A 12,615-nucleotide genomic window follows, 5' to 3' on the forward strand; every position below is an offset into this window, starting at 1 on the left:
TGCCACATGGCCCCCTCATACACAGGATGAAGATTGTTGCAAAGAGGCTGAAGGAGGGAAACGGTGGTTCTTCTGCGACCTTCGGGATTAGCTTGCGTCCACCTAACTGCGCTCCGCGTACCGGTAGGGATGTAGAATCGTGCGCGTTCCTAGTCTTGTGCTTGGTTTGGCGCGCGCTGTTTACGCGTGGCGGGACCCGCAAGTGACACAATTTTCAGAAGGGATTGAACAACAGTGCTGCGTACCCACTTAGCAGGTGAGCTCCGCAAAGAACTCGCAGGAGAGACCGTCACCCTAACCGGTTGGGTTTCCCGCCGCCGCGATCACGGTGGTGTGATCTTCATTGACCTGCGCGATCGCTCCGGCATTGCCCAGGTTGTCTTCCGTGAATCTGACGTGGCGGAGCGCGCCCACGACCTGCGTTCCGAATACTGCGTTAAGGTCACCGGTACCGTGGAGCCTCGCCCAGAAGGCTCGGAAAACTCCAACCTGCCGTCCGGTGAGATTGAGGTTAATGTCGCGGATCTTGAGGTTCTGAATAAGTCCGCAGCGCTGCCATTCCAAATTGATGATCCTTCCACCTCGGGTGAGGTAGGCGAGGAGACTCGTCTGAAGTACCGCTACCTGGACCTGCGCCGCGAGCGCCAGGCAAAGGCACTGCGCCTGCGTTCTGCTGCCAACCGCGCGGCCCGCAAGGTGCTGGATTCTCATGACTTTGCTGAGATCGAGACTCCAACCTTGACCCGTTCCACCCCGGAGGGTGCACGCGACTTCCTGGTACCAGCGCGTTTGAAGCCAGGCACCTGGTATGCACTGCCGCAGTCCCCGCAGCTTTTCAAGCAGCTGCTCATGGTCTCGGGCATGGAGCGCTACTACCAAATCGCGCGTTGCTACCGCGATGAGGACTTCCGGGCTGACCGCCAGCCGGAATTTACCCAGTTGGACGTGGAGATGTCCTTCGTAGACCAGGACGATGTCATCGCCTTGGCGGAAGAGATTGTCACCGAGCTGTGGAAGCTCATCGGCTACGAGATCAAGACTCCAATCCCGCGCATGACCTATGCCGATGCGATGAAGTACTACGGTTCCGATAAACCGGACCTGCGCTTCGACATCAAGATTGTAGAGTGCACCGAGTTCTTCAAGGACACCACTTTCCGCGTCTTCCAGAACGAATACGTCGGCGCCGTGGTCATGGAAGGCGGCGCCTCCCAGCCACGCCGTCAGTTCGATGCTTGGCAGGAGTGGGCAAAGCAGCGTGGAGCCAAGGGTCTCGCCTACATCACCGTGGGCGAGGACGGCACCTTGGGCGGTCCGGTAGCTAAGAACATTACCGACGCCGAGCGCGAGGGCATTGCAGAGCACGTCGGCGCTAAGCCGGGCGACGCTATCTTCTTTGCCGCCGGTGACACCAAGTCTTCCCGCGCCCTGTTGGGCGCTGCACGTGGCGAGATTGCAAAGAAGCTGGACCTTATTAAGGAAGGCGACTGGGCCTTTACCTGGGTTGTAGACGCTCCGCTCTTTGAGCCTTCCGCTGATGCGACCGCTTCTGGTGACGTCGCGCTGGGCCACTCCAAGTGGACCGCGGTTCACCACGCCTTTACCTCCCCGAAGCCGGAGTACCTGGACAACTTTGACCAGAACCCGGGCGAGGCGCTGGCGTACGCCTATGACATTGTCTGCAACGGCAACGAGATTGGCGGCGGCTCCATCCGTATCCACCAGCAGGACGTACAGAAACGCGTCTTCGACGTCATGGGAATCGGTGACGAGGAAGCTCAGGAGAAGTTCGGCTTCCTGCTCGATGCATTCCAGTACGGCGCCCCACCGCACGGTGGCATCGCCTTCGGCTGGGACCGCATCGTCTCCCTGTTGGGCGGCTTCGACTCCATCCGCGACGTCATTGCGTTCCCGAAGTCGGGCGGCGGCGTGGATCCGCTTACCGACGCCCCGGCGGCAATCCCTGCCGCACAGCGTAAGGAGACCGGCGTAGACTACAAGCCGGAAAAGAAGAAGGAACAGGACAAGGCCGGTTCCACTACGGAAGAAACCGCTGAGGAGAAGTAGACCGGGAGCTTAAACCTCGGCCTTTCAGGCGCACCGTGCGGGGCACATCGTAGTCCGCGGCAATTTCGCTGCGGGCGAACTTGTGACCCCGCTTTGGTGTGAGGGGGCATACTGGATAGAACTATGGTTGATAACGAAGCTGTGCTGTCACCCGAGGACGTCATCAAAGCCGCCTCGGAGATGCTGTCGCGCCGTTTTGGTGGCACCCCGGAGATGTCGAGCGTGGAGCGCTTGGACGGTTCCGGCAATGCATTGGTCCTGCGAGCCAGGATTGCCCCTGGAGCCTTCCTGCCGCATCGCTCGGTAGTCATTAAATACAACCCGGTCACCGGCTATGGCGTCGATGATGCCGCGATGCTGCGCGAGGTGGTGGCTTATCAGTTCACCACCGCGTTATCTGAGGACGTGCGCCCGGGGCCCGTACTTCTTGCCCACGATCTGGAGCAGCGCATTATCGTGTTGACGGACTTGGGCGAGGGCGAAACGCTTGCCGACGTCCTTGTACAGTCCACCGATGCCGACCGCGTGCGGGTGCTGCGCTCCCTGGGCAGCGCGCTGGGCCACATGCACGCTGGAACCGCGGGCCATGAGCAAGATTATGAAACCTTGCTCACTAGGATGCTGCGCAAGAACCCGGACTTGGCCCCGCACCAGTCCGTGCGCGATGAGGCGCTGGAGCGCTCCATTGGCATCGGCCTCGACTTGCTGGATAAGGCCGGGCTTGAAGCACCGGCAAGCTTCCGGGATCTTGCGGGTCAAGCCGCACGCTCCCTAGCATCCGGCAAAGACCGGGCCTTTACTCCCTTTGACCTTTCGCCGGATAACATTATTGTGTCCCAGCGCCTGCACTTCTTGGACTATGAATGGGCAGGATTCCGCAATGTTGGCTTCGACGTAGCCTGCGTTATCGCCGGATTCCCACAGTTCCTCTTCTCCAAGCCGATTACGGACGAAGAGGCAGACATCTTCATCTCTGCCTGGTCCCGTGCCGTATCTGAGGTGTGGCCGCTATTTTCCAATGCGGAAGAAATCCACGGCCTTATCGTGGCGTCGCTTATTGGCTGGGCGCTATCGAGCGTGACCACGATGCACGCCGGCGGCATCGAAGGGCTGGTTGCCCTAGCTAGGGGAGAAGCCGAGGTCGTCCACGATCCGCAGCGCTCCATTTTGCGTCCGGCCGATCACGGACCGTTCACTGAAGATGAATTGCTCGTGCGCCGCGACCTCTATGAAACCTTTGAGGCGCTATCTCGATATGCCGCGCGCTGCGATGGCCCCGCCTGCGCGCCCATTGCGGAATTTGGCAGCGCCATTGCGCGCCGCTTGGACGACGAATAGACAATCGCGATGTGCCCGCACGCTTTTAGGAGGTAGCTTTCCAGTGTCTCAAGACTCATTATTTGGCGGGCCCACTCCGGACCGCAGCGCGTCGCCGCTGCCCGGGAAGAACCTTTTCGCCACCCACGCCGGGTCGCCACTGGCGGCGCGGATGCGTCCCCAAAACCTAGATGAAGTGGTCGGACAAGACCACCTTCTGGCTCCCGGCAAGCCATTACGCCGCCTCGTGGAAGGCTCAGGGGAGGCCTCTGTCATCTTGTACGGGCCGCCGGGCACCGGCAAGACCACCATTGCCTCGCTCATCGCTAGCCAAATGGGGCAGAACTTCGTGGGCCTCTCCGCCCTCGATTCGGGCGTCAAGCAGGTCCGCGAGGTCATCACCCACGCTCGGCAAGAGCTCATTCATGGTCGGCGCACGGTGCTGTTCATCGATGAGGTGCACCGATTTTCCAAGACTCAGCAGGACGCGCTCCTTGCGGCCGTGGAGAATCGCACGGTATTGCTCGTCGCGGCAACCACGGAAAACCCTTCCTTCTCCGTCGTCGCGCCGCTTCTGTCTCGCTCGCTGCTGTTGCAGCTGCATTCGCTAAGCGACGATGACTTAAGGGGCGTCGCCAAGCGCGCGCTCGAAAGCGACCGTGGCCTAGGTGAGCGCGACATTCGGATTACCGATGAAGCCTTGGATCAGTTGGTGCTCCTCGCCGGTGGCGATGCGCGGCGCACGCTGACCTATCTCGAGGCCGCGGCCGAGGCGGTTGACGATGGCGGGGAGATTACCCCACAAACGGTCACGGACAACGTCAATAAGGCAGTGGTGCGCTATGACCGCGACGGCGACCAACACTATGACGTGGTTTCCGCGTTTATTAAGTCCATTCGCGGCTCCGATGTTGACGCTGCGCTGCATTATCTCGCCCGCATGGTAGAAGCGGGGGAGGACCCGCGCTTTATTGCCCGGCGGCTCATTGTGCACGCCTCCGAGGACATCGGCATGGCCGATCCCACCGCCCTCCAGGTGGCCGTGGCAGCGGCCGAGGCCGCTCAGCTCATTGGCATGCCAGAAGCCCGAATTCCGCTGGCGCAGGCCACCATCCACCTGGCGACCGCGCCGAAATCGCCCTCGGTCATTTCTGCCATCACGCAGGCGCAAGCCGATGTAGCCGCCGGCAAGGTGGGCCACGTGCCACCGCACCTGCGCGATGGGCACTATGAGGGCGCCAAGCGGATGGGAAATGCCGTGGGCTATGTCTACCCCCACGATGATCCCCGCGGCGTAGTAGAGCAGCAGTACCTGCCCGATGAGCTGGAGGGTTCGGTTTACTATGAACCCACCGATCACGGGGCTGAGAAGCGTGTTTATGACTATATAGGCCGCTTGCGCAGCATTATTCGTGGCAAACGCGGCCCCGGCAAAAACGCGCGCCGGCCTCGCTGATCCCCACCGATGGGAAATCGCTGTGCAGCGAAGGGTAGAGTTGGGCGGGTTAGAAACTTCTTGATAGAAGATGAAAGCTCAGACAGTTAGGATTGTTGCTCGTGAAGACTCATGAGATCCGGGAACGGTTTACCCAGCACTTCGTCAATTCTGGTCACGAGGCAGTACCAAGCGCCTCGCTGATCCTGGATGACCCTAACCTGCTTTTCGTTAATGCCGGCATGGTTCCGTTTAAGCCCTACTTCTTGGGCCAGCAGAACCCGCCCTTTGCCAAGGGCCTTGCCACTTCCATCCAAAAGTGCGTGCGGACCTTGGACATTGATGAGGTGGGCATTACCACCCGCCACAACACCTTCTTCCAGATGGCCGGCAACTTCTCCTTTGGCCAGTACTTCAAGGAAGGCGCCATCACCAATGCGTGGACCTTGCTTACCGGCTCCGTTGATGAGGGCGGCTTTGGCCTAGACCCAGAGCGCTTGTGGGTCACCGTTTACCTAGATGATGATGAGGCCGCCGAAATTTGGCGCGACAAGATCGGTGTTCCAGAAGAGCGCATTCAGCGCCTCGGCATGGAGGACAACTACTGGTCCATGGGTATCCCTGGGCCCTGTGGCCCGTGCTCCGAGATCTATTATGACCGTGGTCCTGAGTACGGCAAGGACGGCGGCCCGATCGCCGATGACAACCGCTACATGGAGATCTGGAACCTGGTCTTCATGCAAAATGAGCGCGGCGAGGGCATTGGCAAGGGCAACTTTGAGATCGTCGGCGAGCTGCCGAAGAAGAATATCGATACCGGCCTGGGCATCGAGCGCGTGGCCTGCATTTTGCAGGACGTAGACAACGTCTATGAAACGGACCTGCTGCGCCCAGTTATTGACGTAGCCGAGGAGCTTACCGGCGCCACCTATGGTGACAAGGCCTCCCACGAGGACAATATCCGCTTCCGCGTGGTAGCTGACCACTCCCGTACCGGCATGATGCTCATCCTGGATGGCGTGACCCCGGGCAACGAGGGCCGCGGGTACATCCTGCGCCGCCTGCTGCGTCGCATTATCCGTTCCGCCAAGCTGCTGGGCGCTAAGGGCGCGACTATGGAGCGCTTCATGAATACGGTCATGGACACCATGACCCCGTCTTATCCGGAGATTGCAGACAACCGCGAGCGCATCCTGCGCGTTGCTGTGAATGAGGAAAAGGCCTTCCTGAAGACCCTCGAGTCCGGCACCCGCCTCTTCGATGATGCCGTCCAAGAGCTCAAGTCCACCTCCCGCGCGAAGACCGCAAAGGTCCTGCCGGGCGAGAAGGCCTTTGAGCTGCACGATACCTATGGTTTCCCCATCGACTTGACCTTGGAGATGGCCCAGGAGGCCGGCCTTGAGGTCGACATGGATGGCTTTAACGATGCCATGGGCGAGCAGCGCCGCCGCGCCAAGGCCGATAATCAGGCCAAGAAGCACGGCCACACTGACCTTTCCCTCTACCGCGACTGGGTAGACAATAACCCCACTGTCTTCACCGGCTTTGAGGAGCTTACTTCCGACGCCCGCGTGATCGGCCTCGTCCGCGGAGGCGAGAAGGTCGACCAGGTGCATGAAGGTGACCAGGTTGAGGTCATCTTGGACCACACCCCGCTGTACGCCGAAGCTGGCGGCCAAATGGCAGACCGCGGACGCATTATGGCCGGCGAATCCCTCCTTGAGGTTAATGACGTCCAGAAGATTGGTAAGAAGCTGTGGGTCCACAAGGCCACGGTTACCGCCGGCGGCCTTGACTTGGGTATGTCCGTTGAAGCAGCCGTCGACGAGCAGTGGCGCCACGGTGCCACCCAGGCGCACTCCGCAACCCACCTCATTCACGCCGCACTGCGCCAGGTGCTTGGCCCCACCGCCGTCCAGGCCGGCTCCATGAACCGCCCGGGCTACCTACGCTTTGACTTCAACTACACCGAGCAGCTCAGTCAGGCGCAGTTGGAAGAGATTGCATTGATTACTAACCAGGCAATCGACTCCAACTTTGCCGTCAACACCATTGAGACCTCCCTGGAGGAGGCCAAAGCCATGGGCGCTATGGCACTATTCGGTGAGAACTACGGCAAGGAAGTCCGCGTGGTAGAGATCGGTGGCCCGTTCTCCATCGAGCTGTGCGGCGGTACGCACGTTGGTTCCTCCGCTGAAATCGGACCGGTGTCCGTGCTCGGTGAGTCCTCCGTTGGCTCTGGTGCTCGCCGCATCGAGGCCTACTCCGGTTTGGATGCCTTCCGTTACTACTCCAAGGAGACCGCCTTGGTGGAAGGCGTTTCTCGCGAGCTGAAGGTACAAACCGAGGACCTGCCGGAGCGCATTGCTCAGCTGTCTGAAAAGCTCAAGGCAGCGGAGAAGGAAATTGAAACCCTGCGCAAGCAGCAGCTGGCTGCGCGTGCCTCCGAGTTCGTCAGCGCGGCTAAGGACATCAATGGGTTCAAGGTCATTGCGCTGACCTTGCCGGAAGGCACCACCGGCGGGGACCTGCGCACCGTTGCTACGGACCTGCGCAACCGCCTGCGCGAGGAAGAAGCCGTCATCGTCTTGGGCGCCGAGGACAAAGGCAAGTTCCCGTTCATCGCGGCGGCCACGGACAAGGCCGTTGGGCGCGGCGTGAAGTCCGGGGACATCGTCAAGCAGTTTGGCCAGTACGTTGACGGACGCGGCGGCGGTAAGCCGGATATGGCTCAGGGCTCTGGTTCTACTGCGGCCGGTGCTGAGCGCGGCTTCGAGGCCGTCAAGGACATGCTCGAGTCCCTGTAGGAGTTCGACCGTGGCAAAAGTGGAACCAGATACCCCCGGAGTTGATGATCCGGGGCAGGGCCGTCGGCTCGCACTCGATGTCGGCACGGTGCGCATTGGCGTGGCAGTGTCCAATAGGGAAGCCACGCTTGCCACCCCAGTGGAGACCGTGCACCGGGAAACCGGGTTCAAGGACCGCGATAAGGGCGATATTGACCGCATCCTAGAACTGATTGATTGTTATGGCGCAGTAGAGGTCATCGTAGGGCTGCCGCGGGACCTGCAGGGAAATGGCTCAAAAAGCGTAAAACATGCTAAGGAAATTGCGTTTCGGATCCGCCGTCGGTTGAATCGAGATGCAAATATAGATAAAGTTCCACCACCAGTACGTTTGGCTGATGAGCGTCTGACCACCGTGGCAGCAACTACCGCGCTGCGCGCGTCTGGCGTGTCCGAGAAGAAGGGCCGTAAAGTCATCGACCAAGCAGCAGCGGTGGAGATATTGCAGACTTGGTTGGATGGGCGTGCGAGCGCGCTACGAACCCAAGATGCAATAGACCAGCCTTCAGACTCAGGAGACTAAAACACGTGAGCCGTAACCAAGAACGCCTCGGCCGATCGATGGAGCCGAAATACGTCAAGCGCCGCCAGCGCGGCATTGCCGTTGTCATTGCGTCCATCATCGTCATCCTTGGCGCCCTTATCTACATCGGATTCCGCCTCGGCAATACCTCCGCCGATTATGAAGGAACCGGCAACGGTACCACCCAGCTGGTGGAGGTGCCGGAAGGCTCGTCCATGTCCGAGCTCGGACCTGCTTTGGTAGAAAAGAACGTGGTGAAGACGCAGGACGCTTTCGATTCTGCTGCGTCGATGAACCACAGCGCGAGCCAAATCCAGCCGGGCTTTTATCGCCTACAGGAAGAGATGAGCGCGGACGCCGCAGTCGAGGCACTGTTGGATGAGAATAACCGCGTGGACATGCTCGAGGTGCAAGGCGGCGCCACCTTGGAGGACGTCAAGGTTGTGGGCGGAGACGTCCGCTACGGCATTTACTCCCTGATTTCTGAGGTCAGCTGCAACGATGGCAACTGCCTGAAGAAGGAGGACCTGGAAAAGGTTGCCGCGGAAACCGACCCAGCCGAGCTGGGCGCACCGGAGTGGGCCTTGGACGCTATCAACAAGCGCGGTAATGACCCAAAGCGCATTGAGGGCCTTATCGCCCCAGGTCAGTATGTCTTGGACCCCAATATGGAGGCCAAGGACATCCTCAAGGACCTCATCACCCGCTCCACCAAGCGCTACAACGAGACCAATATTCAGGAACGCGCGCAGGCTATCGGTTTGAGCCCTTATGAGCTGCTCACCTCCGCATCCCTGGTGGAGCGCGAGGCACCGGCAGGCGAGTTCGACAAGGTTGCCCGCGTTATCCTTAACCGCTTGGACGAGCCAATGCGCCTGGAGTTTGACTCCACCGTGAACTACGGCTTGGAAGACGTTGAGCTGGCCACCACCGATGAGGCCCGTGGGGAGAAGACCCCGTGGAATACCTACGCGAAGGAAGGCCTACCGGATACCCCGATTGCTTCTCCTTCGGACGATGCAATCAAGGCCATGGAAGAGCCGGCTGAGGGCAACTGGAAGTTCTTCGTCACCGTGGACCAGGAAGGCACTACCGTCTTCTCCGATAGCTACGATGAGCACTTGGGCCGCGTTGATGACGCCATCCGCTCCGGCGTGCTTGACTCGAAGCGCGAAGGAGAGGGCGCTGGTTCCGGCAACGGCGACGCCGCTGCCGAGCAGCCCGCCCAGTAAAGTCGCGATAACCACAAAGAGGTAGAAACACCATGCCACGTGCGGCGGTCCTTGGTAGCCCCATCGAGCACTCCTTGTCTCCGGTGCTTCACAATGCTGGCTACGAGGCCGCCGGGCTGGCCGGTTGGGACTACACCCGCTTTGAGTCATCGGCGGAGGGGCTGCCGGAATTGGTGGCGGCAAGCGACTCAGAGTTTGTTGGTTTCTCCGTGACCATGCCCGGCAAGTTTGCTGCCCTCAGCTTTGCGGACATTGTAAGTGACCGGGCCCAACTGATTGGCTCGGCAAACACCTTGGTGCGCAGGGCTGATGGGTGGTTTGCGGACAATACCGATACCGAGGGCGTACGCGGTGCGCTCGCCGAGCTCCTGGGGGATAGTCCGGCAGGTCATGCGCTGCTCATTGGTGCTGGGGGCACCGCCCGTCCGGCGTTGTGGGCGCTTTCCGAGCGCGGGGTGAAAAAGGTTACGGTCCTCAATCGTTCCGACCGGAGCGCCGAACTGTTGCCGCTCGCCCAGAACTTAGGGCTGGAGCTTTCCTTTATCAGTTTCGACGGGGACTTATCCGTCCTGTCTCGGGAAGCCGATGTCATTGTGTCCACGGTTCCGTCAGCGGCGGTGAAAGACTATGTCTTTGACCTCGCCCACGCACCGGTGCTGGACGTCATCTATGATCCCTGGCCTACACCGCTGACCACGTGTGCGGCGGCCAATGGGTACAAGACTGTGGGCGGGCATGTCATGCTCGCCTACCAAGCATTTAGTCAGTTCGAGCAATTTACTGGGGTGGCCGCCCCGCGGGAAGACATGCTGAAGGCATTGAACCAGGAGCTGCAGAAGCGGTCGCAGACGACTAAGTAGGAGGGGCGTCGGCAAGCGGGGCCGGCAACCCTCGTGCCGTAGGAACTGCAGACTTCGCCATGTAGACATTGACGCCCAGCGCTTCCTCACAGCGTGCCTTAGAGTGATCCCCGTGCTAATAGTCGGGGGAATTATTTATGGTTTGTGGGCAGCAGCCTTGTCTTGGTGGGATATTCGGCAGCGCCGATTGCCAGACTGGTTAACCCTTCCAGCTGCGGTGCTCTCGCTCGTCGTTGCCAATTGGAGTGGGCTGTGGTGGCCGGGGATGTACCTCGTGCTAGGGCTGGCCCATGCAGGCGTGGGTGGAGGCGACATAAAACTCGCCTGGCCCCTGGGAATGCTGGTGGGGCATGTGGCCGGGTTTATGGGCGTGGTAGCGGCAAGCGGCAGCGCGTCCCTTCTGACGCTTTTGTGGTCCGCGTGCAGTCGGCAGAAGAAGAGCCCGCATGGTCCCGCAATGCTGCTAGCGGCAACGGTCATTATCGCATGTGCACACCCTCTTTGAGGGGGTGGAAGAATATATTGCGGGACCAAGTTGGTACTGGATTGGCCAGGCCGTGCGATAATACCCGCATGCTTCGTTGGACTACTGCAGGTGAATCCCACGGCCAAGCTCTTATTTCGATGTTGGAGCATATGCCCGCTGGGGTCCCCATTACCCGCGCCGATATTTCCCATCAGCTTTCCCGGCGCCGCCTAGGCTATGGCCGCGGTGCCCGTATGAAGTTTGAGGCTGATGAGGTGACCGTGCTGGGCGGAGTCCGCCACGGGCTCACCTTGGGTAGTCCCATCGCCATCATGATTGGCAATACGGAGTGGCCCAAGTGGACCACCATTATGTCGGCTGATCCGCTGGATATGGACGATGAAGACACTATTAAAGCGATGAACTCCGGCCGCGGTGCCGCCTTGACGAGGCCGCGCCCCGGGCACGCGGACTTTGCCGGAATGGTGAAGTACCGCCTCAGTGAAGCACGCCCCATCCTCGAGCGCTCTTCTGCGCGTGAAACGGCGGCCCGTGTGGCCGCAGCTACCGTTGCGCGCAATTTCCTGCGCGAGACCTTGGGCGTTGAGGTTCTCTCTCACGTGATTTCCATTGGCGCTTCCGAGCCTTATGAGGGGCCTGCGCCAGCGTTCACTGACATCGAGGCTATCGATGATTCGCCGGTCCGCGCCTGCGATAAGGCGGCTGAAGCCTCCATGATTGCGGAAATTGAGGCCGCAAAGAAGCAGGGCGATACCTTGGGCGGCATCGTTGAGGTTGTGGTCGATGGTCTGCCTATCGGGCTGGGCTCGCATATTTCCGGCGATGACCGCTTGGACGCACAATTGGCTAGCGCCTTGATGGGCATTCAGGCTATCAAGGGCGTGGAAATTGGCGATGGCTTTGCCGAGGCCCGACGTCGCGGTTCCGCTGCCCACGATGAGATGGTCCGAACCGAAGAAGGCGTATCCCGCCTTAGCAACCGTGCAGGCGGACTTGAAGGCGGCATGACGAACGGGCAGCAGCTGCGCGTGCGGGCGGCGATGAAGCCGATTTCTACCGTTCCGCGTGCCTTGCGCACTATTGATATGGAGTCCGGCGCTGAAGCTACTGCCATTCACCAACGCTCCGATGTGTGCGCGGTTCCCGCGGCGGGCGTCGTTGCAGAGGCAATGGTTGCCCTCGTCCTTGCGCGCGCCGTGCTAGAAAAGTTCGGTGGCGATAGCCTCGAAGAAACCTCTGCAGCCATCGCCGCGTATGATAAATACGTTTCGGACCGTCTTGCTTTTGACCAGGAGTAAGTTATGACCACCCCAACCGCCGTTACGGGCCTGCCCCGTCCACGCGTTGTTTTGGTTGGCCCGCCAGGTGCGGGTAAATCCACCATTGGCCGCCGCCTTTCCCACGCCTTGAGCTGCGAACTGGTGGATTCGGATCACCTCATTGAACAGGATAAAGACAAGCCGTGCGGGGAAGTCTTTAGCGAGCTGGGTGAACCAGACTTTCGCGCGCTCGAAGCCGAGCACGTTGCTGCGGCGCTGCGCACTGGTGGAGTAGTCAGCCTCGGCGGCGGGGCAGTGCTGACGGACTCCACCCGTGAGCTGCTGGAGCGCCATAGTGTCATCTTTTTGGATATCTCTCCTGAAGAAGGTGCACGGCGGACGTCCGGGGATAGCAATCGGCCAGTGCTTGCGGCCGCCGATCCCCTCGAGCACTACCGCAACCTTGTGGAGGCGCGTCGCCCGTATTACCAGGAGGTGGCCGATTACCGGGTACGCACCGATGCCCGGACCCCACAGCAGGTAGTGGGCGATATTCTCGGCTTCCTCGATACTTTGTAGATTCCCGCCG

At 60.5% G+C, this 12,615-nt stretch carries 10 protein-coding genes; all 10 read left to right on the forward strand.

Features of this window, described 5'->3' with window-relative positions; all coding sequences use genetic code 11:
* The first annotated feature begins 234 nt into the window (after positions 1–234).
* Positions 235–2,067 (forward strand): aspartate--tRNA ligase, encoded by a 1,833-nt coding sequence (aspS, locus tag QKD99_RS00870; protein WP_347950464.1) that lies wholly within the window; start codon positions 235–237, stop codon positions 2,065–2,067.
* 123 nt (positions 2,068–2,190) lie between these two features.
* Positions 2,191–3,405: a phosphotransferase gene (locus tag QKD99_RS00875; protein WP_347950465.1), complete on the forward strand. Its 1,215-nt coding sequence runs from the start codon at positions 2,191–2,193 to the stop codon at positions 3,403–3,405.
* Positions 3,406–3,448: 43 nt separating this feature from the next.
* A complete protein-coding gene (locus QKD99_RS00880; RefSeq protein ID WP_284766548.1) occupies positions 3,449–4,840 on the forward strand; it encodes a replication-associated recombination protein A in 1,392 nt (463 codons plus the stop codon).
* Between the two features lie 101 nt (positions 4,841–4,941).
* Positions 4,942–7,626 (forward strand): alanine--tRNA ligase, encoded by a 2,685-nt coding sequence (gene alaS, locus QKD99_RS00885; protein ID WP_347950466.1) that lies wholly within the window; start codon positions 4,942–4,944, stop codon positions 7,624–7,626.
* Between the two features lie 10 nt (positions 7,627–7,636).
* A complete protein-coding gene (ruvX, locus tag QKD99_RS00890; protein ID WP_239277646.1) occupies positions 7,637–8,188 on the forward strand; it encodes a Holliday junction resolvase RuvX in 552 nt (183 codons plus the stop codon).
* 38 nt (positions 8,189–8,226) lie between these two features.
* Positions 8,227–9,420, forward strand: coding sequence for an endolytic transglycosylase MltG (gene mltG, locus QKD99_RS00895; protein WP_239277765.1), 1,194 nt, complete (start codon positions 8,227–8,229; stop codon positions 9,418–9,420).
* Positions 9,421–9,452: 32 nt separating this feature from the next.
* A complete protein-coding gene (locus QKD99_RS00900; RefSeq protein ID WP_239277647.1) occupies positions 9,453–10,280 on the forward strand; it encodes a shikimate dehydrogenase in 828 nt (275 codons plus the stop codon).
* A 112-nt stretch (positions 10,281–10,392) separates the two neighbouring features.
* The gene (locus QKD99_RS00905; protein ID WP_297846662.1) at positions 10,393–10,785 is read left to right on the forward strand and encodes an A24 family peptidase; all 393 of its coding nucleotides are present in this window, start codon (positions 10,393–10,395) and stop codon (positions 10,783–10,785) included.
* A gap of 68 nt (positions 10,786–10,853) precedes the next feature.
* Positions 10,854–12,065: a chorismate synthase gene (gene aroC, locus QKD99_RS00910; RefSeq protein ID WP_297846663.1), complete on the forward strand. Its 1,212-nt coding sequence runs from the start codon at positions 10,854–10,856 to the stop codon at positions 12,063–12,065.
* Positions 12,066–12,068: 3 nt separating this feature from the next.
* A complete protein-coding gene (locus QKD99_RS00915) occupies positions 12,069–12,605 on the forward strand; it encodes a shikimate kinase (RefSeq protein WP_284814671.1) in 537 nt (178 codons plus the stop codon).
* Positions 12,606–12,615 lie beyond the last annotated feature (10 nt).

The sequence above is a fragment of the Corynebacterium sp. c3Ub_189 genome (assembly GCF_039907195.1).
GTDB lineage: Bacteria > Actinomycetota > Actinomycetes > Mycobacteriales > Mycobacteriaceae > Corynebacterium.